Origin of the sequence: Lactobacillus sp. ESL0684 (genome assembly GCF_029392675.1) — a bacterium.
Lineage (GTDB): Bacteria > Bacillota > Bacilli > Lactobacillales > Lactobacillaceae > Lactobacillus.
This window is the reverse complement of the sequence record NZ_CP113941.1, coordinates 983,864-1,010,370: the sequence shown is the minus strand read 5'-3', so window position 1 is coordinate 1,010,370 and position 26,507 is coordinate 983,864. Positions and strand designations below refer to the sequence as shown.

At 36.9% G+C, this 26,507-nt stretch carries 25 protein-coding genes and 1 riboswitch; of the genes, 24 read left to right on the top strand and 1 reads right to left on the bottom strand.

The genetic code is table 11. The features are described 5' to 3' along the window. Positions 1–4 precede the first annotated feature (4 nt). The 8 genes from uvrC (at position 5) to OZX56_RS04660 (ending at position 9,042) form a co-directional block, all read left to right on the top strand. On the top strand, positions 5–1,807 hold the full coding sequence (gene uvrC, locus OZX56_RS04695) for an excinuclease ABC subunit UvrC (protein ID WP_277126390.1): 1,803 nt from the start codon (positions 5–7) through the stop codon (positions 1,805–1,807). Positions 1,808–1,892: 85 nt separating this feature from the next. Further along, positions 1,893–3,197 (top strand): GTPase ObgE, encoded by a 1,305-nt coding sequence (gene obgE, locus OZX56_RS04690; protein ID WP_277139082.1) that lies wholly within the window; start codon positions 1,893–1,895, stop codon positions 3,195–3,197. 30 nt (positions 3,198–3,227) lie between these two features. Next, entirely contained in the window at positions 3,228–5,147 is a 1,920-nt protein-coding gene (locus OZX56_RS04685) for an acyltransferase family protein (RefSeq protein WP_277139081.1), read from the top strand. A gap of 14 nt (positions 5,148–5,161) precedes the next feature. Continuing rightward, complete coding sequence (gene rnz / locus OZX56_RS04680; protein ID WP_277126393.1) at positions 5,162–6,097, top strand: ribonuclease Z; 936 nt, start codon at positions 5,162–5,164, stop codon at positions 6,095–6,097. Continuing rightward, on the top strand, positions 6,097–6,891 hold the full coding sequence (locus tag OZX56_RS04675; RefSeq protein WP_277139080.1) for an SDR family oxidoreductase: 795 nt from the start codon (positions 6,097–6,099) through the stop codon (positions 6,889–6,891). Before rnz ends, OZX56_RS04675 begins: the two co-directional genes overlap by 1 nt. 10 nt (positions 6,892–6,901) lie before the next feature. Beyond that, positions 6,902–7,123, top strand: coding sequence for a LapA family protein (locus OZX56_RS04670; protein ID WP_277126395.1), 222 nt, complete (start codon positions 6,902–6,904; stop codon positions 7,121–7,123). A 113-nt stretch (positions 7,124–7,236) separates the two neighbouring features. Further along, positions 7,237–7,425: a 50S ribosomal protein L32 gene (gene rpmF, locus OZX56_RS04665; RefSeq protein ID WP_277126396.1), complete on the top strand. Its 189-nt coding sequence runs from the start codon at positions 7,237–7,239 to the stop codon at positions 7,423–7,425. Positions 7,426–7,494: 69 nt separating this feature from the next. Further along, positions 7,495–9,042 (top strand): bifunctional UDP-sugar hydrolase/5'-nucleotidase, encoded by a 1,548-nt coding sequence (locus tag OZX56_RS04660; protein ID WP_277139078.1) that lies wholly within the window; start codon positions 7,495–7,497, stop codon positions 9,040–9,042. 37 nt (positions 9,043–9,079) lie between these two features. On the opposite strand, the gene OZX56_RS04655 is transcribed toward OZX56_RS04660, so the two are convergent. After that, positions 9,080–9,286, bottom strand: a complete 207-nt coding sequence (locus OZX56_RS04655) for a YjzD family protein (RefSeq protein ID WP_277126398.1) — start codon at positions 9,284–9,286, stop codon at positions 9,080–9,082. A 106-nt stretch (positions 9,287–9,392) separates the two neighbouring features. Between OZX56_RS04655 and OZX56_RS04650 the strand changes: the two genes are divergently transcribed. The 16 genes from OZX56_RS04650 (at position 9,393) to OZX56_RS04575 (ending at position 26,432) form a co-directional block, all read left to right on the top strand. Beyond that, on the top strand, positions 9,393–12,521 hold the full coding sequence (locus OZX56_RS04650) for a DNA polymerase III subunit alpha (protein ID WP_277139077.1): 3,129 nt from the start codon (positions 9,393–9,395) through the stop codon (positions 12,519–12,521). Between the two features lie 165 nt (positions 12,522–12,686). Next, entirely contained in the window at positions 12,687–13,646 is a 960-nt protein-coding gene (gene pfkA, locus OZX56_RS04645; protein WP_277126400.1) for a 6-phosphofructokinase, read from the top strand. Between the two features lie 30 nt (positions 13,647–13,676). Further along, on the top strand, positions 13,677–15,446 hold the full coding sequence (gene pyk, locus OZX56_RS04640) for a pyruvate kinase (protein ID WP_277139076.1): 1,770 nt from the start codon (positions 13,677–13,679) through the stop codon (positions 15,444–15,446). Positions 15,447–15,556: 110 nt separating this feature from the next. Next, a complete protein-coding gene (locus tag OZX56_RS04635) occupies positions 15,557–16,444 on the top strand; it encodes a S1-like domain-containing RNA-binding protein (protein ID WP_277139075.1) in 888 nt (295 codons plus the stop codon). Continuing rightward, on the top strand, positions 16,437–17,336 hold the full coding sequence (gene xerD, locus OZX56_RS04630) for a site-specific tyrosine recombinase XerD (protein ID WP_277139074.1): 900 nt from the start codon (positions 16,437–16,439) through the stop codon (positions 17,334–17,336). Before OZX56_RS04635 ends, xerD begins: the two co-directional genes overlap by 8 nt. An 8-nt stretch (positions 17,337–17,344) precedes the next feature. Beyond that, a complete protein-coding gene (locus OZX56_RS04625) occupies positions 17,345–17,707 on the top strand; it encodes a reductase (RefSeq protein ID WP_277139073.1) in 363 nt (120 codons plus the stop codon). Further along, positions 17,700–18,437 carry a segregation/condensation protein A gene (locus OZX56_RS04620; protein ID WP_277139072.1) on the top strand — a complete coding sequence of 246 codons (738 nt, stop codon included), beginning with the start codon at positions 17,700–17,702 and terminating at the stop codon, positions 18,435–18,437. The genes OZX56_RS04625 and OZX56_RS04620 overlap by 8 nt, the downstream gene beginning before the upstream one ends. Further along, positions 18,427–19,035 carry an SMC-Scp complex subunit ScpB gene (gene scpB / locus OZX56_RS04615; protein ID WP_277126406.1) on the top strand — a complete coding sequence of 203 codons (609 nt, stop codon included), beginning with the start codon at positions 18,427–18,429 and terminating at the stop codon, positions 19,033–19,035. The genes OZX56_RS04620 and scpB overlap by 11 nt, the downstream gene beginning before the upstream one ends. Then, a complete protein-coding gene (locus tag OZX56_RS04610; protein ID WP_277139071.1) occupies positions 19,036–19,755 on the top strand; it encodes a pseudouridine synthase in 720 nt (239 codons plus the stop codon). It begins immediately after the preceding gene. A gap of 28 nt (positions 19,756–19,783) precedes the next feature. Beyond that, a riboswitch (FMN riboswitch) is annotated at positions 19,784–19,899 on the top strand. A gap of 88 nt (positions 19,900–19,987) precedes the next feature. Continuing rightward, positions 19,988–20,668: an ECF transporter S component gene (locus OZX56_RS04605; protein WP_277126408.1), complete on the top strand. Its 681-nt coding sequence runs from the start codon at positions 19,988–19,990 to the stop codon at positions 20,666–20,668. A 125-nt stretch (positions 20,669–20,793) separates the two neighbouring features. After that, positions 20,794–21,255 (top strand): LysM peptidoglycan-binding domain-containing protein, encoded by a 462-nt coding sequence (locus tag OZX56_RS04600; RefSeq protein ID WP_277139069.1) that lies wholly within the window; start codon positions 20,794–20,796, stop codon positions 21,253–21,255. A 42-nt stretch (positions 21,256–21,297) separates the two neighbouring features. After that, entirely contained in the window at positions 21,298–21,969 is a 672-nt protein-coding gene (gene cmk, locus OZX56_RS04595; RefSeq protein ID WP_277126971.1) for a (d)CMP kinase, read from the top strand. A 74-nt stretch (positions 21,970–22,043) separates the two neighbouring features. Beyond that, positions 22,044–23,249, top strand: a complete 1,206-nt coding sequence (gene rpsA / locus OZX56_RS04590; RefSeq protein WP_277126410.1) for a 30S ribosomal protein S1 — start codon at positions 22,044–22,046, stop codon at positions 23,247–23,249. A 67-nt stretch (positions 23,250–23,316) separates the two neighbouring features. Continuing rightward, complete coding sequence (der, locus tag OZX56_RS04585; RefSeq protein ID WP_277126411.1) at positions 23,317–24,627, top strand: ribosome biogenesis GTPase Der; 1,311 nt, start codon at positions 23,317–23,319, stop codon at positions 24,625–24,627. A 186-nt stretch (positions 24,628–24,813) separates the two neighbouring features. Next, positions 24,814–25,089, top strand: coding sequence for an HU family DNA-binding protein (locus OZX56_RS04580; protein WP_277126412.1), 276 nt, complete (start codon positions 24,814–24,816; stop codon positions 25,087–25,089). 86 nt (positions 25,090–25,175) lie between these two features. Beyond that, positions 25,176–26,432 carry a tetratricopeptide repeat protein gene (locus tag OZX56_RS04575; protein ID WP_277139068.1) on the top strand — a complete coding sequence of 419 codons (1,257 nt, stop codon included), beginning with the start codon at positions 25,176–25,178 and terminating at the stop codon, positions 26,430–26,432. Positions 26,433–26,507: the final 75 nt, after the last annotated feature.

Genomic DNA, 26,507 nt, shown 5'->3' with positions numbered 1-26,507 from the left:
TTTTTTGGCAACAGAATTAATAGAAAACAAATTAAAGCTTTTACCTGCCAAACCTGGTTGTTATTTGATGAAAGACATTAATGGTACAGTTATATATGTTGGTAAGTCAAAAAATCTTAAAAACCGAGTGCGATCTTACTTTAAAAGTAAACAATATGGTCGAAGGGCAGAATTAGTTCAAGAAATTCGAGATTACGATATCATTACTGTTTCAACTGATAAGGAGGCTTTTTTACTTGAAGTTACACTTATTAAGCGCTATCAGCCATACTATAACGTGCAGCTCAAACAAGGTACAGGATATCCATATATTGAGATTACTAATGAACGTGATCCGCAGACTAAACTTACTAGTATTGTTCATAAGGATGGTGGGTATTATTTTGGACCATATCCTAATGTTTACGCTGCACAGGCAACATTAAAATTTATTCAAAAAGTATTTCCTTTGCGACGGTGCACTGGTAAGCAGGGACGACCTTGTTTGTATTATCATATGGGGCAATGTTTAGGAGCTTGTTTTAAGACGGTACCTAAGGATGAATATGATAAACAAATTAAAAAAATAAAAAGCTTTTTAAATGGTGATATTGACTGGGTTAAGCATGATTTAAACCAAAAAATGCTAAAGGCATCTGAAAAATTGGAATTTGAGCGTGCAGCTGATATTCGTGACCAGTTGAAGTATATTGAAGAGACAGTTGAGAAACAAAAAATCATTTCTAATGATAGTACTCAACGTGATATTTTTAATTTTTATGTAGACAAGTCTTGGATTTCAATTCAGATTTTTTTCTTAAGGCAGGCAAAGTTGTTACGTAGAGAAACACGGATGTATCCCTTAACTAATACAGATGATCCAGAAGATGCTTTTAGTTCATTTATTGTTCAATTCTACGGTCAAAAAAATCGCATTTTACCCAAAGAAGTATTAGTGCCAACAGGAATTGATAATGAGGCCTTGTCTGAAGTTTTACATGTTCCTGTTAGAACGCCACAGCGAGGACAAAAGCGCTCATTACTTGAGATGGCTAAGGATAACGCTAAGCTAAAACTAGATGACAAATTTCGGCTGTTAGAACTTGATAATCGTAAAACCAAAGGAGCTCAACAAGAAATCTTTAAAGCTCTAGGCTTACCATATGGTCATATCATTGAGAGCTTCGATCATTCACACATTCAGGGTGTTGATCCCGTTTCTGCTTTGGTTGTCTTTAAAGATGGTGAACCAGAAAAGAATGCTTATCGTAAATACAAATTAAAAGGTGAAGTAGAACACCAAAATGGTGGAGATGAAGTTCGAAATACTCGTGAAGTAGTACGTAGACGCTATGGCCGTTTATTGCGTGAACACCAAGCGATGCCCGACCTAATTTTGATGGACGGAGGACAGATTCAAGTAGAAGCCTGCCAAGATGTTCTTCATAATGAATTAAATCTCAATATTCCGGTAGCTGGAATGGTAAAAGATGATAAGCACCGGACTAATCACTTGTTATTTGGTGACCCAATTAATGGTATTCCCTTAAAATTAATTCCTATGGATCCTAAATCTCAAGGATTCTATCTTATGACTCGAATTCAGGATGAAGTACACCGGTTTGCGATCACTTTTCATCGAAAGACGCATGCCAAAAATTCTTTATCAAGCAAGTTGGATTCAATTAAAGGAATTGGTCCGAAAAGTAGAAATAAATTGTTGCGTCATTTTGGTTCAATTAAAAAAATCAAAGAAGCATCGATTGATGAATTACGCTCAGCAGGTTTAACTTTACCTCAAGCACAGACGATTAAATTAACATTATAGTTTTTGAGATAGATGATTTTTATCACGATTGTTGACCTCTTTTGTGGTATAGTATTTAAGTTAGGTAAGACGGAGGAGAAATAACATGCCCACATTTGTCGATCAAACTAAGATTGAAGTACAAGCCGGTAAAGGTGGCGACGGTATGGTTGCTTTCCGCCATGAAAAATATGTTCCCAATGGAGGCCCAGCCGGTGGCGATGGCGGTCATGGTGGTAGTATTATTTTTGTTGCAGATAGCGGCTTAAGAACCTTAATGGACTTTCGCTATCGACGTAAATTTAAGGCAGCTAATGGTGAGAATGGCCGTATCAAGTCTCAATACGGGCGTGGTGCTAAGGATCTATATTTACGTGTGCCAATAGGTACAACTGTTTACGATTTTGATACCAATGAAGAGATCGGAGACTTAACTGAAAATAAGCAAGAGTTGGAAGTTGCTCGCGGTGGTCGCGGTGGTCGCGGTAATATCCATTTTGCTACTAGTGTTAATACTGCACCTGAAATTGCCGAAAATGGGGAACCAGGCGAAGATCGAGTTCTGCGACTAGAATTGAAAATGCTAGCAGATGTTGGTTTAGTAGGTTTTCCTTCTGTTGGTAAGTCAACATTGTTGTCAGTAGTAACCAAGGCTAAACCCAAAATAGCTGCCTATTCCTTTACTACTTTGACTCCTAACTTAGGGATGGTCATTTTACCTGACGGTCGTGATTTCTCATTAGCCGATTTGCCTGGATTAATTGAAGGTGCTAGTACAGGTGTTGGTTTAGGAATTCAATTTTTGCGTCATATTGAACGTACTAAAGTAATTTTACATTTAGTCTCAATGGATCCCAATAATGGTCGCAAAGCGATTGCAGATTATCAAGCGATTCGCAAGGAATTAATTTCTTATGATGCAAGTTTGCAAAATAAAAGGGAATTAATTGTTGCTTCACAAATGGATTTGGCCGGATCCCAAGAAAAATTAATTGAGTTTAAGCATGACTTGGTTGAAGCTGGAATCGATGAACCAGTTTATGCAATTTCGAGTGTGTCTCATCGAGGTGTTGAAACTCTCATGCAGGCAACTGCAACTATTGTCGATCAAGTTGAAAATGAGCAAGCGGTAGTTCAGCAACAAACAGTTGACCAAGTTAAAGAATATAAATACGAAGCACCTAAGAAACATGAATTTACTGTTACTAGGTTAGAAGAGCATGTTTTTGAAGTAAAAGGTGAAAGTTTAGAACGTTTAGTTGAGCGGACTAATCTTGATTACCACGATGGTGTGATGCGCTTAGCACGTAAATTAAAGAATTTGGGTGTGGATGATGCTTTACGTCAAAAGGGTGCTGTCGATGGTGATGATGTGATTATCGGTACGTTTACCTTTGAATTTGTACAATAATAAATAGTTAAAATAGAAAAGTTTGAAAATATGACAAAAAATCGGTTTATTACGGGATATTCTGGACTTAGAGCATTGGCAGTTATTGGTGTGATTTTATATCACCTGGACCCTAATACTTTTGTTGGTGGTTATCTGGGAGTGCCGATTTTTTTTACATTAACCGGCTATTTAGTGACTGATCATATACTCAAGTCCTATCGAGAAACAGGATTTTATGATATTAAGACCTTTTATTTAGGTCGACTAAAAAAGCTTTACCCTGCACTAATTGCGCTTTTGTGGACTGCTGCAGCCTATATCATTCTGTTTCAACGAAACCTATTAGCTAAACTAGGGCAAGTCGTTGTCACCAATCTGTTTAATGTTTATAACTTTTGGCAAATTTTAAATGGTCAAAGTTATTTTGAACGATTTGCGACCAATGAATCTCCTTTTACTCATCTTTGGACAATGTCAATAAATGGTCAATTTTATTTTTTATGGCCAATAATCATTTTCTTGCTGATCAAATTAGTTAAAAAAAGAAAACCGATCTTTTGGATTATTTTAGTAGGCTCGCTTGCATCTGCACTTGAGATGGCAATAATGTATCATACAGGTACTGATATCAACCGGATCTATTATGGTACTGATACGCGTTTTTTTGCATTGGGTTTAGGTGCTGCGTTAGCAGTGGTTTGGCCAATTGCAGATTTAAAGGATACGGTTAAGCCAAGTGATAGTCTTCTATTAGATGGAGTTGGATTAGTAGCGTTGCTAGGAATGCTAGGATTGTTTTTTAGTTCTAGTATGAATGCGGAAACAGCCTTTCCCTATTATGGTGGAATGCTGTTATTTACAATTTTTACAGTTGTTCTAGTTGGTATTGTTGCTCATCCAGGGAGCCATTGGAATAAGTGGCTGACTAATCCAATATTTAATTGGCTTGGTTCACGCAGCTATGGTATCTATCTTTATCAATTTCCAGTAATGATTTTTTTCGAAGATAAAGTTTTGAACATGGCCGATCATGTTTTGTTATACAGGATGATCGAAGTAGTACTAATTTTGGTGCTAAGTGAATTATCATATCGCTTAGTTGAACGTCCTTTAGGCAAAATAACCTGGTCAAAGGTTAAACAATACTTGGTTAAAGCATTCGACTTGCATAACAAAAATTATGTTATAAAAGGTCAAATCTTAATTGCTGGGATTATTTTTTTAGTTGGAAGTATTGCGATTGGTGTTTCTCCAGCTGTTAAAGCAGATGACTTTAATAAATCACAGTTAGCGCGCAGAATTAAGACTAATCGTCAAAAACAGAACAAAGATAATCAAGCATTGATCGCTAACCTTAAAAAAGCCAAAAAACATCCTAGTCAAAGAACTAAATTAATCAACAAAGCTAAAAAGACTGCTAAAAAAAGACCGGTTAACCGATCTTTTAGAAAATATGGGATATCGCAAGTTGATTTGCAATTATTGCAAAAAGTGCAGCTGACTGCGATCGGTGATTCAGTCATGGCTGGATCCAGTGCTGATTTAAAGCAATTGATGCCTAAGGCAATCATTGATGCGGCAGTTTCACGTCAGGTTAATATTGCAGGTAGTTTGCTTAATCAATATCAGAAGCAGGGTGTTTTAGCTAATAACATTTTAATTGGACTAGGAACTAATGGTCCATTTTCAATGACAGATTTAGCCCAAATAATGAAACAATTAGGACCTAAAAAGCAAGTTTTTTGGATCAATGTCCATGTTCCGACTAGATCATGGCAAACTCCAGTAAATGAGTTGCTAACTAAAGCAGCTAAGCGCTATCACAATCTAATTGTAATTGATTGGTACGCTTATGCTAAGCCACATGAAAAATGGTTTTATCAAGATAGAACACATCCAACAACGATTGGATCCAAGTATTATAGTGCTTATATTGCTAAAACAGTAGTTAAGCATGCAAAGTTTTAGAACAGGAAAAGTAGATGGAATTACAATTTCTAGGTACAGGGGCAGGTCAGCCGTCAAAGCAGCGCAATGTCTCAAGCATTGCCTTAAAAATGCTTGATGAGATAAATGAGATTTGGTTATTCGATGTGGGAGAGGCTACTCAGCATCAAATTTTACGGACTAATATTAGAATGCGCAAAATTACTAAAATTTTCATTTCACATAATCATGGTGACCATATTTTTGGCCTACCTGGATTATTGGCAACGAGGTCATTTCAAGGAGAAGTTGGCCCTTTAACTATCTATGGTCCTGCTGGATTAGAACAATTTGTGCGTACAGCATTACGAGTATCGCGAACAAAGATATCTTATCCGATTAAATTTGTACAACTTGAGCAGGGTGGTCTTATTTATGAAGGCAAAGGCTTCAAGGTATATGCGGAAAAACTAGCTCATAGAGTGCCTAGTTTTGGCTTTCGGGTAGTTGAGCAGGAGCATCAAGGTGAATTGCTAATGGAAAAGTTAGCACAATATAATATTCCTAACGGTCCTTTACTGGGTAAACTAAAAAATGGTGAACAGGTAGCATTAAGTGATGGAACTATATTAGATGGCAATGATTTCTTGGGACCTAACAAGCCTGGGCGAATTGTGACGATTATATATGATACTCGAGCAACGCCAACAATTGCTAAATTAGCTAAAAATGCTGATGTGTTAGTTCATGAATCTACTTTTGCAGGTAATGAAGCTAATTTAGCACATGCCTATTATCATTCCACAGCAGTTGAAGCGGCTAAAATTGCGTGCGATAATGGTGTTAAGAGCCTATACTTAGATCATATTTCAGCAAGATATTTAGGAGCTAAGGCTCATCATCTAGAAAAACAAGCGAAGAAAGTATTTGCTAATACCAAATTAGCGAATGATTTTGATCGGGTGGAGATTCCGATGAAAGGTGAAAAATAATGAGCGATTCGTTAAGAAATAAAGTAGTGGTTGTAACTGGTGCCTCAAGTGGTATTGGCCGTTCAATTGCCTTAGAAACAGCTGGACGCGGCGCTACCGTAATTTTAATTGCCAGAAATGCGGTTAAACTAGAGCAAATTGCAGCAGAAGCCCAAGAAGTTTCTGGTGCAGTAACTTATAGTTTTCCCACTGATATTGGTGAAAGTAGTGAAATTGATGCAACTTTTAATAAAATCATTCAGGTTACTAAGCATGTCGATTACTTAGTTAACTGTGCAGGTTTTGGTAAGTTTGAACAATTTATGGAAACAGAGCGTCGAGAAGTTACGGAAATGTTTCAAGTTAATGTACTTGGCTTAATGTACTTTACACGGCTAATTGGTCGGGTAATGATGGATCAAAAGCAAGGTCAGATTATTAACTTTGGATCAATTGCTGGTAAAATTCCTACGGTAAAATCAGCTGCATACAGTGCCTCAAAAGCAGCTGTTATTCAATTTTCTAATGTTTTAAGATTAGAGTTAAAACCATTTGGTATCAAGGTAATGACTGTTAATCCGGGTCCGGTTTATACTAATTTCTTTAATATCGCGGATAAGAGTGGTAATTATGTTAAAAATGTCCAACAATTTATGCTTGATCCTGATGACGTTGCTTGGCAGGTAGTGCATTACTTTGGTAGCAATAAGCGTGAACTCAATTTACCAATTAGTTTAGCAGTGATGGCTAAATTGTATAATCTGTTTCCGCAAATTGGTGATGCATTATCATTAAAATTTGCATCCAGAAAGTAGAGGCCTAAAAGTGAAAGATAGAAAACAACAAATAAAGTTAATCGCTAGTTTAGTTTTATTGTTATTAGCAGTAATTTTTGTTGTACTCAATACTAATAAAGTAGCGATTAGCTTCGGATTGTTTGAGTTTAAATTACCTTTAATTATTGTATTGGTAGTTATGTTGATAATAGGGGTCTTATTTGGTTGGTTTTGGGGATCAAATCGACATAATCAACGTAAGAATGACTAATAAATCTTGATTTATTTACGATACAATAGTATTATTAAAACACGTGAGGTAATTTAGTGGCACTTTAACTGGTGCTATTAAAACTTAAATCTACAATAAAGGAGATCAAGTAAATGGCAGTTCCTAAGAGACATACTTCTAAGCAAAAGAAACGTTCGCGTCGTGGCCATATCAAGTTAACTGTTCCAGCAATGCATTATGATGCAACTACTGGTGAATATCGTTTGAGTCACCGTGTTTCACCTAAAGGTTATTACAAGGGTCGTCAAGTTGTTAGTGACAACGCAAATGGCAATAATTAACTAATAAGACACCGAATTTGTTTGGTGTCTTTTTTTGCGGCCAAAAACAATTTTTAGAAAGGTAAGACAATGAAACTAGTTTTTTTGCATACAAGTGATATTCATGGCTATTTGTTATCTTCTACTTATCAAAATAAGACTGATTATGACGCTGGGTTTGGCTTAGATCGGGTGAGCAGTGTAGTTAAAGCTAAGCGAGCTGAGTATGGAGCTAATCACGTGATAGTTACCGATGCAGGAGATTGCTTGCAAGGTTCTCCTTTGGCAGCATACGTTCATGCAAGTAATCAAGCTAGTGCGCTAAAGCAATATGCGGCTGCTTATAATGCTCTTGACTATGATGCACGCTGTCTTGGTAATCATGACTTTAATTATGGATTAGGATATCTAAAAGATTATCTGACAGCTACTAATACTCCGATTTTAAATAGCAACATCCTACCAATGCAGCAGGATATATCTCATATGGGCCAGCCTTATCAAATTATTGAAAAGCAGGGAATAAAAATTGGACTTTTGGGTATTACTACGCAATATGTTCCTCATTGGGAACCGGCAGATCATGTTGCTGGTTTAAAATTTGTTTCAGCTTATGAGCAAGTTAAAAGTTATGCTAAACTTTTGCGACCGCAGGTCGATGTTTTAGCAGTTATTTATCATGGTGGATTTGAAGATGACCCAGTAAGTGGTAAGCAGCAGGAACCGCATACCGGAGAAAATGAAGGTTATCAAATTTTAACCAAAATTCCTGAAGTAGATGTGTTATTAACAGGTCATCAGCATCAGCAATTAGCGTTAACTGTCAACAATACAGCAATCGTGCAACCGGGTTATCGGGGCGAAGCAGTTGCTGAAGTAATTATTGAAATTGATGATACAACTAAAACTATTAAGCACATGAAAACTGAATTGATTTCAACCGAAAATTTTAAACCCGATCCTGTGATTGTTGCACTAAGTTCAAAACTAGACGCAGCAACACAGGATTGGCTAGATCAACCAATTGCACAATTAGATCAAGCTGCTCCAATTGGTGATGTCAATCAGGCACGTTTGCATGGCGCACCATTCATTAATTTACTGCAACAAATGCAATTGTCTTTTACAGAAGCAGATATCTCAGCTACTGCAGTAATGAGTGAAACAGCACCAGGATTTGGTAAACAGGTCACAATGCGTGATATTTTACTTAATTATCCATTTTCTAATCAATTGTGCAAAATTGCTGTAACTGGTTCTCAATTGCGACAAATTGTAGAGTATAGCTTGTCGTTTTTGGTTAAAGATGAGCGGGGCAAGGTTGACTTTGCTCCTAAATGGCGTCACGCACTGTTTAACTTTGACGTGTTTTATCCACTCAAATATCAAGCTGATATTGCACGTCCAATTGGAAATAGGTTAACAGAATTTTCATTAAATAAGAAACCAATCGTTGATAAGCAAATCTATTATTTAGCTGTCAATAACTATCGGGTAATGGGTGGTGGCTTTTATCCCGTATATAGCATGGATAAAATAGTAGAAGTTCTGGATAAAGATTATGTACAAATGTTTCAAGAATTTCTGACTAAACAACAAGTGAAAGTTGATTATCAGACCAATTATCGTTTTTATTAAAAAATCCATTAGCAGTTATCTGCTAATGGATTTTTACTTATTTAAGCTTGGAATATTCACTGTCATCTTTAACAGAATGGCTAGTAATTGGTGGTATAATTGCCGCGAATAATATTCCGAAGACTACACCTAAGACGGCTGCTTCTCCTAAATTAAAAGCGTTTTGAGTTAATGGAGCAGCAATAAAGCCTACAATTAACATGTAGATTTCGCTCCAGAAGATACTAACTAGATAACGACCCATAACAATCCCTCTTTCATAGGAGAATTTTAACAAAATTTGCGCAGGTTTTCAAACTAAAGTTTTGGTTTTTGTTATAATTATTTTTAAGTAGAAAGGTGGCTGCAAGATGAAGATTGCTGCATTACAAAATATTAGTGCTTATACACTGCTCGAAAGTCCAGTTAAAATTCGAGATTTGTTAGTGATGGCCCAAAAGTATGGTTATGAAGCAATTGCGCTAACTGACATCAATATTACTTATGGCTTAGTTAACTTTTATGAAGTCGCACAAGAAGTTGGAATAAAGCCGTTATTAGGGATGCAATTACGTTTGAATGGTCTAATTGATAGCGCTCATCAATATGACCTAATTGCGTTAGCTAAAACAGATGAGGGATACCGCAATCTTTTACGCTTGTCGAGTGCGATTAACTTATTAACGGAGAATGGCACTAATGACAAAGTTTTAACCCTAATCGAATTGACTAAATATTTGAACGATCTAGTGTTCATTGTGCCAGCAAATCAAACTAGTGAATTAGTCAATTTGCAAGCACAAAACGAACAATTTGGTAATAATTTAATTCGAAAATTAATGCGGCTAATTCCATCGTCTAGCGATCTTTATTTAGGAGTTTATGCGCAAAAAAGTCAAACGGCCTATTATAATTATGTTGCAGCATTAGCTAAACAGTTTGAAATCCAGACAGTTTGTGTGGAAGATAATCAATATTTAAAGCCGCAAGACCAGTTTTTAAAACATACATTGCAAGCAATTAAGCATGGACAGCAGCTACCAGATGTTGAACAGATGTCCCATCAGGCAGGTTCACATGCCTTGGTAGATACCCAGGAATTTAGTGAACGCTGTCATAATTTGGAACTCGATAATTCGTTAGCCACCACTTGGCAGATTGCTGAAGATTGTCATGCTAAGATAGTTTTTCAAACACCTGTTTTGCCAAAATATCAGCAGGATAAATTTACCACTTCTAAAGAATACCTCGATTATTTGGCACAAAAGGGCTTAAAAGGACGTTTTAGTGGGCATAAAGTGCCGGCTAATTATCAAAAGCAGCTTGATTATGAACTTAAAGTAATTGACCAAATGGGATTTAACGATTATTTTTTGATCGTTTGGGATGTTATCAATTACTGTCATCGTGTTGGCATCACTACAGGACCGGGTCGCGGTTCAGCCTGTGGATCTCTTGTTTCATATAGCTTAAGGATTACAGAGGTTGATCCACTGAAATATCATTTGTTATTTGAGCGCTTTTTAAATCCTGCACGCCACGAAATGCCCGATATTGACCTAGATATTCCTGACAATCGTCGTGATGATGTCATTAAGTATATGTTTAATAAGTATGGGATGGATCATGCAGCCCAAATTCTGACCTTTGGGACACTGGCTGCTAAACAAGCCTTGCGTGATACGGGTCGTGTTTTTGGTTTAAGCGAAGCTGAATTAAGTAAATGGTCACAAAGCGTCCCATATGCTAAAGGTAAAATCACGTTAAAAGCAGCTTACCAAAATTCAGCTGAAATGCGGTTATTAGTCGGTGCAAGTCCTAAAAATAAGTTGCTATATCAAACTGCAGCTAATTTAGAGGGCCTCCCGCGCCACTATTCTATTCACGCGGCTGGATTGGTACTCAGTGATGATTCAATTGCGGGGATTTCGGGTTTACAAAGTGGACAATTGGGTATTCCGGTAACTCAACAAACTAAGAAATATGTTGAAGCACTTGGCTTGCTCAAGATTGACTTTTTAGGATTACGCAACTTAACTATTCTAGGGGATACCTTAGCAATGATTAATCAGCAAGGTGCAAAAATTGATCCGCAGCAGATTCCGTTAGATGATCCTAAGACGCTAAAAGCATTTCAAAATGGTGATACCGAGTTAGTCTTTCAATTTGAATCTAGTGGTATCAGGAAAGTTTTACGCGAATTACATCCTGATAATTTTGAAGATTTAGTGGCTGTCAATGCGCTATATCGACCAGGTCCAATGCAGAATATCGCCACTTTTATTGCGCGCAAAAAGGGTCAGGAGCCAGTTATTTATCCTGATCCAAGCTTAAAAGAAATTTTGGCTCCAACTTATGGTATTTTAGTTTACCAAGAGCAGGTTATGGAAACAGCCCAAGTATTAGCTGGCTTTTCTTTAGGTGAGGCTGATCTCTTGCGACGAGCAATGTCAAAAAAGAACCAAATGGTAATTGAGCAAGAAAAAGATAAGTTTATTTCTGGAGCCATTCAAAAAGGGCATTCGCGGCAAGTTGCTACCCAAGTTTATAGTTATATTGAGCAGTTTGCCAATTATGGCTTTAATCGATCACATGCGGTAGCGTATACTCAGATTGCCTTTTGGCTAGCGTATCTTAAGTTACACTACCCAGCTGAGTTTTATGCCGCGATGCTTAACTCGAGTTTGGCTAATCACGCTAAAAGTCAGGATTATATTATGCAGGTGCAAAATACAGGGGTTAAAATTTTACCACCTGATATTAACCGCAGTGGACTTAACTATCAACTGCAGTCTGGCAAAATCTTGGTTGGCTTAAGAGCAATTAAGGGACTGCCCAAGGATTTACTTAGTCAAATAATTACATTGCGTAAGCATAAAACCATTAAATCCTTTGAAAGCTTCTTGCGCCAAATCGATGTTAAATTTGTCAAACCTAAATTGGTACAAATTATGATTAAGTCAGGTTTATTTGATAGTCTAAATCCTAATCGTAATGAACTGCTAGTCAATTGCCAGGAAATTATTGAAAATGTTGAGTTAACTGGACAAAACTTGGCATTATCGGAAAGTTTAGGTGGTATTCCGCTTAAACCCGCTCAGGCACCAACTAAAACTGAAAAAGCTGAGATGGAAATTGAAGTCTTGGGCTTTTCAACGATGACTTCACCGCTAATAGCAGTACAAAAATATGCGCAAAAATTTCATGCTCGGTCGTTAGCTGATTTTGAAGTCACTGATACAGGCGTAGCTGTTGGCAAATTGATGAAATTGAAATTGATTCGCACTAAAAAAGGTGCAACAATGGCATTTGGCATTTTTGCTGATTCGACTAGTAGACAGGATGTTGTTATTTTTCCTAATGTTTATGACCAAGTTCATAATAATCTTAAAGAAGGGCAAATTTATTTATTAGGGATCAAAGTTCAAAGCGATCGCTATGATTCTAGTAAAAAGCAGTACGTCTTAACTAATTTAAAAGTGGTTAACTTTACTAGCTAAACAATTTTGCGCAAATGTTAACGATAATTTTTTGTTAACGCTAACAACTGTAAACGCCGTTAAATCAATAAAATTTATTAATTTTGGTGAGATTTTTAATTGAAATAATGGTAAAATTTAAATGATGTGAGAAATTACACAATAGATTCTTGATGAGGTGAATTCATGAAACGAATTGGTATTTTAACTAGTGGTGGCGATGCCCCAGGGATGAATGCGGCTGTTAGAGCTGTTACGAAGACCGCAATCCATCATGGACTGGGGGTTGTTGGTATTCGCTATGGTTTTGCTGGCTTGGTTGCTGGCGACTTTGTTCCACTGACTGCTGAAGACGTTGACCACAAAATTAACTTAGGCGGCACTTTTTTGTATAGTGCACGCTATCCTGAATTTGCACAAAAAGAGGTGCAAGAAAAGGGAGTAGAGCAACTTAAGAAGCATGATATTGATACAGTAATCGTAATTGGCGGTGACGGTTCATACCATGGCGCGTTAGCTTTGACTAGACTGGGAATTAATTCAATTGGCTTGCCTGGAACTATCGATAATGACGTTCCATGTACTGATTATACTATTGGACTAGATACTGCCTGCACAACTGCGATGGAAGCAATTGATAAAATCCGGGATACTGCAAGTAGTCACCACCGGGTTTTTATTGTTAATGTTATGGGTCGTGGATGTGGTGATATCGCGATGCGTGTTGGCTTAGCAAGTGGTGCAGATGCCATTGTTGTTCCTGAAAGGGCATACGATATTAAAGAAATTGCAACGACTTTGAAGCGCGGCTTTTCAGATGGTAAGGATCATGGTATTATCGTATTAGCGGAAGGCGTAATGAATGCCGAAGACTTCAAGGATGAACTTTTGAAGTACGGTGATTTTGATGCGCGCGCTAGTATCTTAGGTCACATGCAACGTGGTGGTTCGCCGACTGTAACGGATCGGATCAATGCAACTAAGATGGGAAATTATGCGGTTAAGTTACTTCTTGATGGTAAAGGCGGTTTAGCTGTCGGCATGGAGAATGGCAAGTTGAATACTCATGATATTCTTGACTTATTTGATGAAAAGCACCATAGTGATGAGACGTTGTTAGATATAAATGAAGAAATGACTAAATAATTAGTCGATTTTTGGGGAGATTTTTATATAATGAAGAAAACTAAAATTGTTAGTACGTTAGGGCCAGCTTCCAATGATGTTGAAACTATTACTGCTTTAGCAAAAGCTGGTGCGAATGTATTCCGGTTTAACTTTTCGCATGGTGATCATGCAGAACATCTTTCAAGAATGAAGATGGTTCGCCAAGTTGAAAAGGAGACTGGATTAGTTCTCGGCATCGACCTTGATACCAAGGGTGCTGAAATTAGAACTACTGAACAAGAAGGTGGCAAATTCACTATTAACACTGGTGATGAGATTCGGGTTTCAATGGACGATTCCAAGAAAGGTAACAAAGAAAAGATTCATGTTACTTATGAAGGTTTGTATGATGATACTCATGTTGGCGGTCACGTTTTAATTGATGATGGTTTAGTTGACTTATTAATTACTGCTAAAGATGATCAAAATAAAGAATTGGTCTGTGAAGCTCAAAATACTGGTGTTATTGGTTCTATGAAGGGTGTTAATGCGCCAGGCGTTGAACTGCGTCTCCCAGGAATTACTGAAAAAGATACTGATGATATTAACTTTGGTTTGCAACATGGTATCAACTTTATTACTGCTTCATTTGCTCGTAAAGCACAGGATATTTTAGATATTCGGAAACTTTGTGAAGATGCTGGTTGTGATTACGTTAAGATTTATCCTAAGATCGAATCACAAGAAGGTATTGATAACGCTGACGAAATCTTGCAAGTTTCAGATGGGTTAATGGTTGCTCGTGGAGACATGGGTGTGGAAATTCCATTTATCGATGTGCCATTTGTTCAAAAAGACTTGATTAAGAAAGCCAATGCATTAGGCAAGCCAGTAATCACGGCTACACAAATGCTTGATTCAATGCAAGAAAATCCACGTCCAACACGTGCCGAAGTTTCTGACGTTGCTAATGCTGTACTTGATGGTACAGATGCTACGATGCTTTCAGGTGAATCAGCAAATGGCTTATACCCAGTTAAGGCTGTTAGTGCCATGGCTGAAATTGATGAAAGAACTGAACAAGAACTGTTGAAGCGTAATACTTTGGCATTGCAACGCTTTGAAGAATACCAAGGTTCAAACGTTACTGAAGCTATTGGTGAATCAGTAGTTCGGACCGCTCAAGAGTTAGGTGTTAAGACAATTATTACAGCTACTAACTCAGGTTATACTGCAAGAATGATTTCTAAGTATCGTCCTAATGCTGACATTTTAGCTTTAACGTTTGATGAAAAGATTCAGCATTCATTAGGGATTACTTGGGGTGTTCAACCAATGCTGACTGAAAAGCCAGAATCAACTGATGATATGTTTGAATTAGCTACAAAAGTCGCTAAGGAAAATGGCTATGTTAAAGATGGTGATTTAGTCATCGTTGTTGCAGGTGTGCCGGTTGGCGATTCAGGTACCACTAACTTGATGAAGTTACAAATTGTTGGTAATAAGTTGGCTCAAGGCTTAGGCGTTGGTAATGGTTCAGTTGTTGGTAAGACTGTAGTAGTTAACAGTGCCGAAGAAGCTAACAGTAAAGTTAAAGAAGGCGATATTCTTGTTGCCAAAACGACTGATCCAGATTACTTGCCTGCAATTAAGAAGGCATCTGGTTTGGTAGTTGAAGCTTCTGGACTTACTTCACACGCTGCTGTTGTGGGCTTATCACTAGGTATCCCAGTTGTAGTTGGTGTAACTGATGCAACTGAAAAGATTGCTGAAGCTGCAACGATTACTGTTGATGCTCGTCGTGGTGCAATTTACCAAGGTGAAGTTTCTAATCTGTAATTAAAAAAGTTAATAAAATAAGTAGTCAGCCCAATGCTGGCTATTTTATTTTGGATGGTTTTCTTTTATACTTAGGTAAAGATGAAATCTGTAAAATTAGGAGAATGATTATGCTAGGGACGATTGCAACTGGAAAAATAATTGATCAAAATACGGATGCTTATTTTGTCCAGATTGAGGGCATTACTTATGAATTGAAACGTAAGGAGATTGCACAAGAAGAAAAACTTGTAGTTGGTGCTGAAGTTCGTGGCTTTATTTATGATAATAAACAGCATAATCGTGAAATGACGCAATTTTTACCACATGTACAAGCTGACCAATATGGTTGGGGCAAGGTAACAGATGTTAAATTTGGATTAGGGGTATTTATTGATATTGGTTTACCAGATAAAGACGTTGTTTTATCTGGTGATGATTTACCATTTGATAAAACTCATTGGCCGCAAAAAGATGATCAGTTGTTAGTTCACTTAGTTACTGATGCTAAAGATCGAATTTGGGCTGAGCTAGCTGATGAAAATATTTTTGAACAGTTAGCAGCACATTTTCCGGCCGATATGAAAAATAAAGATGTATTTGCTACAGTATACTCTAGTCGTGAAGTAGGCGCATTTGTGATCACGAGCCAATATTACTTAGGTTTTGTACATGCTTCTCAAATGGAAGCTCCGCTGCGTGTGGGTCAACAATTTAAAGGTCGGGTAATTGGAACTAGTCAATATGGTAGATTAAATTTAAGCAGCTTACCTCGAGCTTTTGAAGAGATTGACGATGATGCTCAGATGATTTTAATGAGTTTACGACGTAAACAAACTAAGACATTACCTTTTTCCGATAAGTCTGCTGCAAGTGAAATCAAGAATTACTTTGGCATTTCAAAATCTGCTTTTAAAAGAGCTTTAGGGCATCTATTAAAGGCAGATTATATTGCGGAAGATAAAACGGCTGGCACGATCAGTTTAATTAATGATCCAGAAGATAATGAACATGAATAAGTTACAGGAACAGGTTGAAGATTATTTGCGCTACGTGCAACTTGAGCGAGGCCTTAGTGCTAATACAATATCTGCCTATAGACAGGATCTAACTGAGTTTTTGGCTTTTTTGAAAAAAGAAAATTTGTCATCTTGGCCAACTAAAGCTGTTGATATTGACGCTTTTTTGGCGCAACAGCGTGATTTGAATAAAGCAACTAGTTCAATTAGTCGCATGATTTCAAGTTTACGTAAATTTTATCAATGGTTAGCACGTCAAAATATTCAAAAAATCAACCCTATGTTAGAAATTGATCCGCCAAAAAAAGAACAGCGTTTGCCGGTCGCGTTGAGTGTGGCAGAAGTGACACAATTATTGCAACAACCAGATACTACACGAAAGTTAGGCTTACGCGATCGGGCTTTACTGGAAACTTTGTATGCGACTGGGATTAGGGTTAGTGAATTAATTAACCTCAAGTTTGATGATTTGCATGAAGATTTAAAACTATTGAAAGTTTTTGGTAAAGGCTCTAAGGAGCGCTTGATCCCAATTAGCGGCGTGGCAATTTCTTGGATAAAAAGTTATCAGCAAAAAGTTCGTGATCCATTAGTGTTAAAAGTTGGTAAAAATAGTGATTTTATTTTTCTTAATAATCGCGGTGGATCGTTGTCTAGGCAGGCAGTTTGGCAAATTATCAAGCGCTATTGCCAGTTAGCAGGCATTAAAAAAGATGTCACTCCGCATACATTACGACACACATTTGCCACCCATCTGCTAGAAAACGGTGCTGATTTACGAATTGTTCAGGAAATCTTGGGACATTCAGATATCAGTACGACACAAATTTATACGAATTTATCGCAAAAGCATATTTTACAAGTTTATGCGAAGACACATCCACGAGTTTAGGTGATTAAATGCTGATTGAATGTAAGAATGATCAAGAAAAGGTAGCCATGGGATTGTTATCTTATTTATCTGATTTCAAAAACTTGGCCAATTTAAAAGATGAAATAAATTTAAACAAAACTAGTACTGAATTTCAGTTGTATTTGTTCCGTTATGAAAGTGCTAATTTTATTGGAGTGCTTGGTACACAATTTGATCAAAATTTTGTTATTGTTCGTTATATTTCGTTTGCCCCTGATTTTCGTCTAGAAAAATATCAAGCACAAGCAATTCGTGAGTTGGCAGCAAATAATCCAACGAAGAAAATAACTGCAGTACCAGAGTATGCGTATCTAACTAAATATCTAAAAACAAATAATAACTATGAGTGATAACTTAACTTTAGAATTACCAAATTTTGAAGGGCCACTTGACTTGCTGCTTCATTTAATTAATCGTCAAAAGATTGATATTTATGATATCCCCATTGCCAAAATAACGAGTCAATATCTTGCATATCTACAAGAAATGAAGCAGTTAAATTTGCAAATTGCTGGAGAATATTTTGTAATGTCCTCGACTCTATTGAGAATCAAATCCCAGTCTTTATTGCCTCAAAATGATTTTGTTAATGAAGATGAGCCAGTCGAAGATCCACGTGACGAGTTAGTCCAGCAATTGGTCCAATATTCAGTTTTTAAAAAAATATCAGTTTATTTTAAGCAGCGTAATGAGTCAGTACCTGTTGTGGTTGCTAAAGAAGAGAGTGTACCGCAGACCAAAAGTGTGCAACCATTGCCTTTGGGACAGATTACTTCATCCCAACTTGCTAATACCTTTAGTGTTGTTTGGCAAAGATTAAAATTGCGGCAGCCAGATATCGCCTCAGTTAACGTAGAACAGACGCCAATTACTGCTATGATAGAGCTGTTAGAAAGTAACCTTGTCAAATATCAGAAAGTTAGCTTTTTTTGGTGTAGTAAACAATTGCATAGCTTATCTGATGTGATTGGCTTATTTTTAGCTATGCTAGAATTATGTAAAAACCAAAAAGTAAAAGTGAGTCAGACGCGCACGTTTGGTGATCTTGAATTAGAAAGAATTGATGCGAATGACGAGTAAATTGGCAGAATTAGAAGCATTACTATACCTTGCAGGTGATAATGGCATAGCTAGTGATAATTTAGGTGAATTATTGCAAATAGAACAACCAGCATTACGTGAATTAACTAGTAAGTTAGCAGCCAATTTGCAGCAAGATCAAGACTCAGGACTACAGTTATTGCAGCTTAATCATCAGTATAAGTTAACAACTAGACCCGAAGTAAGTAAGATTGTGACAAATTATTTTCAAAAAGATCTTACTAAGTCGCTCAGTCAATCTGCTTTAGAAATTTTATCGATTGTCGCTTACAAGCAGCCAATCACGCGGATTGAGATTGATGAAATCCGGGGTGTTAATTCATCAGGTGCTTTGCAAACATTAATTTGGCGTGATTTAATTAAGACTGATGGCAAAAAGGAAGCACCTGGTCATCCAAATTTGTATGTAACTAGTGATTACTTTTTACAATATTTTGGCTACCAAAGTTTAGCTGATTTACCATTAATTGAAGATTTTGAAGATGATAGCATTGATGCTGAAGGACAAATGGATTTATTTGCTGCTAAAGGACAAATGGATCAGAAATTAGCTGAGACTAAAAAACAAGGAGAATAGATGGTTTTACAACGTTTACAAAAGGTAATTGCTGAAGCGGGAATTGCTTCAAGACGAAAAGCGGAGAAAATGATTGTCGCAGGCCGAGTGACTGTTGATGGTGAGCCAGTTACTAAGCTAGGAACTAAAGTTGATACTTTTAGTAATATTGCTGTTGATGGGGAACCGATTGAGCGCGAAAGTTTGCACACATATCTTTTTTATAAACCGCGCGGTGTCGTGTCTACCGCTAATGATGATAAAGGTAGAAAAACGGTAGTAGATTATTTTAAAAACGTTCCTTATCGTTTATATCCAATTGGTAGACTAGATTACGACACTTCAGGATTATTGTTAATGACTAATGATGGTGAATTAGCTAACTTATTGATGCATCCGCGTAACAATGTTGCTAAAGTTTATGTTGCTAAAATTACTGGTCATTTGTTGCCAGAAGAGATTGCGCAGTTGACTCATGGTGTAAAATTTGATCAACACAAAAGCGCGCCAGCTAAGGTTAAAATTATCCGCAGCGATAAAAAGAAGAATATGCAAATTGTGCAATTAACGATTCATGAGGGACATTATCACCAAGTTAAACGGATGTTTAAGGCAGTTAATCATCAAGTAGATAAACTTTCGCGCGAGAAGTACGCTTTTTTGACTTTAGATTCATTGGTTTCTGGTAAATATCGTGAATTATCACATGCTGAAGTTGACAGATTAAAGCATGTAGATTAGTATGTTATACAGAATTTGAATATAAGTTTGTTGTCTTCATGGCAGGGTGTAAGTCCCGACCGGTGGTGTGAGTCCACGACCCACGTATTGTGGTGGAATCGATTAAGATACCGATAGTTAGAGTCTAGATGAAAGAAGACAGACTAAACTAAAGGTTTACGATGAAGAATTGAATCATTTACTTTTATTAAGTCTGTTGCTAGAAGCAGCAGACTTTTTTGGAGGTAATTTTTTGAAAAGAAAAAATTCAAGCAGTTTAGCTAATATTATTGCTTATGTTTTGATTGGGACAATTGCTTTTGTAGTGATGCAGTTGGCGTTTCCGCTGCCGATTGCTAGTTTTTTAAAGTTTGATTTCTCTGACGTTGTTATTACCATTGGAACCTTCTTATTTGGTGCGGGCCCAGGTATCTTTATTGCAATAATTAGAATGGCAATTCATTTGATTTATAAGGGAATTGCCCTGCCAAGTATTGTTGGTCAGTTAGCCTCATTATTTGCCACATTATCATTTGCTTTACCGTTTTATTTTGTCACTAAAAACATTTCTAAAGAAGAACAAAATATGGGGAAACGACATCTGAAACCACTTGTTGGGATTATTTTGGGTATCATCGCCATGACTATTGTTCTGGCAACTCTGAATGCGCTAGTTTTAACACCAATGTATGCAGTTACATCAATTCCTAATCCGCCAGCTATTAGTAGTTATTCAGGATTACTAAGTTTTACGGAAAAAGTATATTTAGGTCAATTACTTCATCTTCCATCAATGAGTACTTATATTTTTGGCATTATTGTTCCATTTAATTTGTTAAAAGGTTCAATCAACGGAATTGCAGTTTATTTGTTATTTGAAACAGTCTTACGTAATTTAAAACCATTTGTGCAAAAGCGTTTTAACCTAAAATAAATAGCTTAAAATTAAAAAGGTAATATTCTTGCTAATCGGTCATGAAAATGACCGATTTTTTGTCCAATTTTTAGATTAAATATGCTAAAATGAAACGGGTTAGTGATAAATGGAGGTATTTTTCGATGAAGCAGACACAAGATAAACCATATAAATACTATCAACGACCAACTGATAAGCGTGTTGATGCGCAGCATTCAAGCGCAAAAGGCTGGTTAGCAATGCTGGCAATTTTGTTAATTATCTGTGCTGCTCTTGTGCCTATTGTTCATCAATTGGCTACTAACTCTAAACCGGCAGAACAGGCTGTTGAGCTGCGAACTTCTAAGCATAAAAGCTCTAGGACTAAAAAATCAACAGCAACTACTGCTAAAAGAGCAACTAAGAAGCTTAAAGTTGATAAAACTGAGAATCAACAGCCTAAAACTAAGACAGTGACTACTCCTAAACAATACGTGGTGAAGAGTGGTGAAACTTTAACTAGTATTGCGGATAAGTTTAATACAACTGTTGGTAAATTGGCTGAGCTCAATAACTTAAGCATTGATGCGCAAGTTGATGAGGGACAAAATTTGACGTTAAGGTAATTTAAAGAAAGGTTAGGGACTTTATGTCCCTTTTTGATTGGGATGCAGATAGCAATTGATGGCCCAGCTTCAGCTGGCAAAAGTACGGTCGCAAAAATTATTGCGCAAAAATTAGGTTTTATTTATATTGATACTGGAGCAATGTATCGCGCCTGCACGCTGATTGCGAGAAAGCATCAGCTTGATTATGGTGATGAAGCAGCAATTTTAACTGCTCTTGACCATGAAAAAATTGAATTAAGAGCAGAAAATAGCGTGCAGAAGGTCTATGTAAGTGGTCAAGATGTCTCGCAAGAAATTAGAACGCCTGAAATTTCGGCTAATGTCTCACAAGTATCTGCTTTAGCTGGAGTTCGAACTAAAATGGTAGCTTTGCAAAGACAATTAGCTGGCAAAACCGATGTAATCATGGATGGTCGCGATATTGGTACCACTGTTTTACCTAATGCTGAAGTTAAAATATTTTTAGTAGCATCAGCCAAATCGCGTGCTCAAAGAAGAATGCTTGACTTTAAACAGCGAGGCATCAAGACCGAACGAACAGTTGCTGAAATTGAACAAGATATTTCAATGAGAGATTATAAGGATTCACATCGGGCTATTTCACCATTAAAAAAAGCCCAGGATGCAATTGAAATCGATACAACTAGGATGACAATTGACCAAGTTGTCACTGAAATTTTGTCCAAAATAAAAAAATTCAAAAAAAACTAAAAAAAAGGGTTAAAACAGTAGAAAAATATCTCAGTTTCATTTAGAATTAGATTTATGATATTGGGAGGTAAATAATGTCAGAAAACAGTAATCAATTTTTAGATGCATTGAAGCAAATGCAAGGAGTTGAGGTCGGAGATATTGTCGATGTCGAAGTATTAGACGTTGAAGATGGTCAGATCGATGTTGGGGTAGAAAACGCCGGTGTTGAAGGTGTCGTTCCTCGTCGTGAATACACTTCAGATCGCAATGCCGATTTACGTGAACTTGTTAAGCCAGGAGATAAATTCAAAGCTTTAGTTTTGAGAAAAGCTGGTGGTGACAAGGAAAATGGTGAATTCTTCTTTTCAGTTACCCGCTTGAAAGAAAGAGAAGCTTACGATGAGTTACAAAAGGACTTTGAAGCAGGAAATGCTATTGAAGGTACTGTAACTTCATCAGTTCGTGGTGGTTTATTAGTTGATGTTGGTACTAGAGGATTTTTACCAGCTTCATTGATTTCTAACCGTTACGTTTCAGATCTTAAGCCATACATTGGTAAAACAATGAAACTTAAGATTACTGAAATCGATCCAAGCAAGAATCGGTTAATTCTTTCTCATAAGGATTTAATTGAAGAAGAACGTGAAGAAGCCTTTGATAATGTTGCATCACAACTAGTTGTTGGTGATGTCGTTGAAGGTAAAGTTTCTCGTTTGACTAACTTCGGTGCATTTGTTGACGTTGGTGGTGTAGATGGTTTAGTCCACATTTCCGAAATTTCATATAAGCATGTTGATAAGCCTAGTGATGTCTTAAAAGCTGGTCAAGATGTTAAAGTTAAAGTTATTGGTATTGATGATGACAGACATCGTATCTCCCTTTCAATTAAGCAAACTGAACCTTCTCCGTTTGAACAAGCAACGGCTGAATTACATGAAGGTGACATTTTCGAGGGTGAAGTTAAGTCACTAACTAACTTTGGTGCCTTTGTCGAAGTTGCCGATGGTATTCAAGGCTTAGTTCATGTTTCTGAAATTTCATATAAGCATGTTGATAAGCCTAGTGATGTTTTAGAAATCGGCCAAACTGTTAAGGTTAAGGTTTTGAACATTGATCCAAACGAACGTCGGATCTCACTTTCAATGAAGGCAGCTGATTCTAAAGGCTCTGATAATGAGGGCTCACATTCACACGGTTCTTACAACAGAAGTTCTGTTAACAAGAAATACATGAATAATGATGATAATGGCTTTGCTTTGGGTGATCTGATTGGTGATCAACTAAAAGATCGTCGTTAAACTTAGATAAAAAAGTCGACTTTTGTGAAGCCGACTTTTTTATTTTTATTAGAGGAGGCTGAAAAATATGGTTTTACCAGTAGTTGCGATTGTTGGACAACCTAATGTTGGTAAATCAACTCTTTTCAACCGGATTATTAATGAACGCTTAGCTATTGTTGAAGACAAGCCAGGAGTTACCCGTGATCGTAATTATGCGCAAGCAGAATGGATGGGGCACAAGTTTGATTTAATTGATACAGGTGGTATTACTTGGGAAAACGGTCGAATTGAAGATGAGATTCGTGCGCAAGCAGAAATTGCAATCGATGAAGCTGATGTGATTATTATGATAACCAGTGTAGCTAATCATTTAACTGATTTAGATGAACGTATTGCCCATCTGTTATATCAAACTGATAAGCCAGTTATCTTGGCAGTTAACAAGGCTGACAATCCAGAACAACGTGCTGATATCTATGATTTTTACAGTTTAGGTTTAGGAGATCCCGTGCCAATTTCCAGTAGTCATGGGACAGGGATTGGTGATTTACTTGATCGCGTTGTTAGTGAACTTCCTAAAGATTTGGCCAAAAAGAATGACGAGCAGATTTCATTTAGTATTATCGGTCGCCCTAATGTTGGTAAATCTTCGATCGTTAATCGTTTGGTCGGTGAAAAGCGAGTGATTGTTAACGATGAAGAAGGAACAACACGTGATGCTGTCGATACACCTTTTGTCGGTGCAGACGGTACTAAGTATCGCATTGTTGATACTGCAGGAATTAGACGCCGCGGTAAAGTTTATGAAAAGACTGAGAAGTATTCTGTAATGCGCGCAATGGGAGCCATTGAGCACTCAGACGTGGTTTGTCTAGTCTTAGACGCCAGTAGTGGTATTCGCGAGCAAGATAAGCATGTGGCAGGGTATGCTCATGATGCTGGTCGCGGAATGGTAATCATTGTTAATAAATGGGATCTACCTAAGAAAAACAGTAATAGTGGTAAAGACTTTGAACAGACTATTCGTCAAGAGTTTCAATATTTGGATTATGCTTCAATAATCTTTGTTTCTGCTAAAACTGGACAAAATTTAGAGCAGATTCCGCAAGTTGTAAAGCAGGTATATCATAATCAAAATCAACGCATTCAATCTAGTGTTTTAAACGATTTATTGCTAGAAGCTAGTAAGCTAGTCCCAACTCCAATGGTCAAGGGCAAACGGCTAAGGGTGTATTATATGACTCAAGTGGCTACTAATCCACCAACTTTTGTGGTGTTCGTTAATGATCCCGAATTGATGCACTTTTCGTATCGCCGATTTTTAATTAATCAATTAAGAGAAAATTTTGACTTTAGGGGTACTCCAATTAAGATAATTGCCCGTAAACGAAAATAACTTCGGCCATTGAAATGCTAAAAAACACATTTTTTGATAAAATAACTTGTTGTGACAAGGCTTTTGTGCTATTTTGAGTGAAGGAAGACTGGTGAATAAAAATCATTATTCTTCATTCCTCGTCATTGGAGGAGAAAGCTGTTAAACTTCAAGTTGGAGTTTAAATTTTGGGAGGTGAATTTCCAGATGGCAAATAAGGCAGAATTAGTTTCTGAAGTAGCTTCAAAAACTAAATTAACTAAGAAAGATGCTGCTACTGCTGTTGACGCTATTTTTAGTTCAATTCAAGATGATTTGGCTAAAGGTGAAAAAGTCCAATTAATTGGTTTTGGAACTTTTGAAGTACGGCAACGTGCAGCTCGTAAAGGTCGTAACCCACAAACTGGTGATGAAATTGAAATCCCAGCTAGTGTCGTTCCCGCATTTAAACCGGGCAAGGCTTTGAAAGAAGCTGTTAAATAATTTAATAGTTTTTTTACTAGAGAAACGATGGCTGGTGCTGTCGTTTTTTTAGTTTTAATCTAAAAATATAAATGGAGAAACTAACGATGAGTTATTCAGAACAATTACTATCAACAATTGAGAAACAAGATTTTTCACAAGAAAAGGTCCTACTTAAGAAGGCATTGGACAATGATGAACCAGAAGTTTTAGCTTCGTTAGCTGAAAACTTGACGGGTTTAGGTTTGACTGATTTATCTAAAGAGATTTATCGAAGCTTGATTGCTAAATTTCCCCGAGAAGACTTATTTAAAGTATATTTAGCTGAAATTTTATTAAATGATGGCCAAGAGGATGACGGTCTTACTCTGCTTTATGATGTACCAGAAGATTCTGATGCATACTTAGAGAGCTTGTTAGTGCAGGCTGATTACTATCAAACTAATGGCTTGCTCGAAACGGCTCGTAATAAGCTCATGAAGGCATTAAAGATTGCACCTGAAGAAGATACAATAAAATTTGGCTTAGCCGAGCTAGACTATCTGAGTGGCAATTATGAGCAAGCTCTAAGTCGATATCAGGATCTACTAGAGCGGCAAGAAACTTTTAGTGAAGTAAATTTGAATAATCGATTGTTTCAAACCTTAGCTAAGCTTGGCAATTATGAAGCAGCAGCTGATGTAATTGAAAAGCATAGTGGCGATATTATTGATATTGACAGCAAATATCAGGCGGCCTTAGTTATGCTAGTACTTAAAAAAGATGATCAAGCAATTTCATACTTAAAAGATGTAATTGGGCAAAGTCCAGATTATGTGAATGCTTATCAATTGTTGGCTACAGCTTACGAACACTTAAATGACTATCAGCAAGTTTTACAAACAGCGCAAACTGGCTTGACTTATAATGAATATGATCCGATTTTGTATTCACAAGGAGCCAGAGCAGCCACTAAAATTGATGATCTGGCAACAGCAGAAGATTTACTGAAGCGTGGCTTAAAAGTCGCTCCAGAAAATGATGACCTACTGTTGCAATTATCAAATTTATATTTACATCAGCGACGTGATGAAGAAAACCTCAAATTATTTGCTAAAATGGCTGAGGATGATCTAGAACCACAAATTCATTGGAATATGGCTTTATCTTATGAGCGGCTGGATAATAGTGATCAGGCCAAAAGTGAGTTCTTGCTTGCTTATCCTGAATTTAAACAAAATGCGACTTTTTTACGACAAATGATTGAATTTTTTGTAACTGAAGCAAATTCAACGGAGGTCACTATTCAATTGCTAGAAAGTTACTTGAAGCTTGCTCCTACTGATACAGAAATGCAGGATTTATACAACAGATTAACGGTTTAAGTTCTAAATTCCTATTAAGAAATTGTCGAGTTCTGTCTTTAAAAGCGATATAATCATTAGTGAAGTTAAGTTGTA

Bases quoted from the DNA above. Each gene is read 5' to 3' on its own strand.
- OZX56_RS04600 (WP_277139069.1), top strand. From the start codon at position 20,794: ATGAAGCAGACACAAGATAAACCATATAAATACTATCAACGACCAACT.
- pfkA (WP_277126400.1), top strand. From the start codon at position 12,687: ATGAAACGAATTGGTATTTTAACTAGTGGTGGCGATGCCCCAGGGATG.
- OZX56_RS04675 (WP_277139080.1), top strand. From the start codon at position 6,097: ATGAGCGATTCGTTAAGAAATAAAGTAGTGGTTGTAACTGGTGCCTCA.
- OZX56_RS04635 (WP_277139075.1), top strand. From the start codon at position 15,557: ATGCTAGGGACGATTGCAACTGGAAAAATAATTGATCAAAATACGGAT.
- OZX56_RS04660 (WP_277139078.1), top strand. From the start codon at position 7,495: ATGAAACTAGTTTTTTTGCATACAAGTGATATTCATGGCTATTTGTTA.
- scpB (WP_277126406.1), top strand. From the start codon at position 18,427: ATGACGAGTAAATTGGCAGAATTAGAAGCATTACTATACCTTGCAGGT.
- xerD (WP_277139074.1), top strand. From the start codon at position 16,437: ATGAATAAGTTACAGGAACAGGTTGAAGATTATTTGCGCTACGTGCAA.
- rpsA (WP_277126410.1), top strand. From the start codon at position 22,044: ATGTCAGAAAACAGTAATCAATTTTTAGATGCATTGAAGCAAATGCAA.
- obgE (WP_277139082.1), top strand. From the start codon at position 1,893: ATGCCCACATTTGTCGATCAAACTAAGATTGAAGTACAAGCCGGTAAA.
- der (WP_277126411.1), top strand. From the start codon at position 23,317: ATGGTTTTACCAGTAGTTGCGATTGTTGGACAACCTAATGTTGGTAAA.
- OZX56_RS04610 (WP_277139071.1), top strand. From the start codon at position 19,036: ATGGTTTTACAACGTTTACAAAAGGTAATTGCTGAAGCGGGAATTGCT.
- OZX56_RS04580 (WP_277126412.1), top strand. From the start codon at position 24,814: ATGGCAAATAAGGCAGAATTAGTTTCTGAAGTAGCTTCAAAAACTAAA.
- pyk (WP_277139076.1), top strand. From the start codon at position 13,677: ATGAAGAAAACTAAAATTGTTAGTACGTTAGGGCCAGCTTCCAATGAT.
- OZX56_RS04655 (WP_277126398.1), bottom strand. From the start codon at position 9,286: ATGGGTCGTTATCTAGTTAGTATCTTCTGGAGCGAAATCTACATGTTA.
- rnz (WP_277126393.1), top strand. From the start codon at position 5,162: ATGGAATTACAATTTCTAGGTACAGGGGCAGGTCAGCCGTCAAAGCAG.
- OZX56_RS04620 (WP_277139072.1), top strand. From the start codon at position 17,700: ATGAGTGATAACTTAACTTTAGAATTACCAAATTTTGAAGGGCCACTT.
- OZX56_RS04625 (WP_277139073.1), top strand. From the start codon at position 17,345: ATGCTGATTGAATGTAAGAATGATCAAGAAAAGGTAGCCATGGGATTG.
- rpmF (WP_277126396.1), top strand. From the start codon at position 7,237: ATGGCAGTTCCTAAGAGACATACTTCTAAGCAAAAGAAACGTTCGCGT.
- OZX56_RS04650 (WP_277139077.1), top strand. From the start codon at position 9,393: ATGAAGATTGCTGCATTACAAAATATTAGTGCTTATACACTGCTCGAA.
- cmk (WP_277126971.1), top strand. From the start codon at position 21,298: ATGCAGATAGCAATTGATGGCCCAGCTTCAGCTGGCAAAAGTACGGTC.
- OZX56_RS04575 (WP_277139068.1), top strand. From the start codon at position 25,176: ATGAGTTATTCAGAACAATTACTATCAACAATTGAGAAACAAGATTTT.
- OZX56_RS04685 (WP_277139081.1), top strand. From the start codon at position 3,228: ATGACAAAAAATCGGTTTATTACGGGATATTCTGGACTTAGAGCATTG.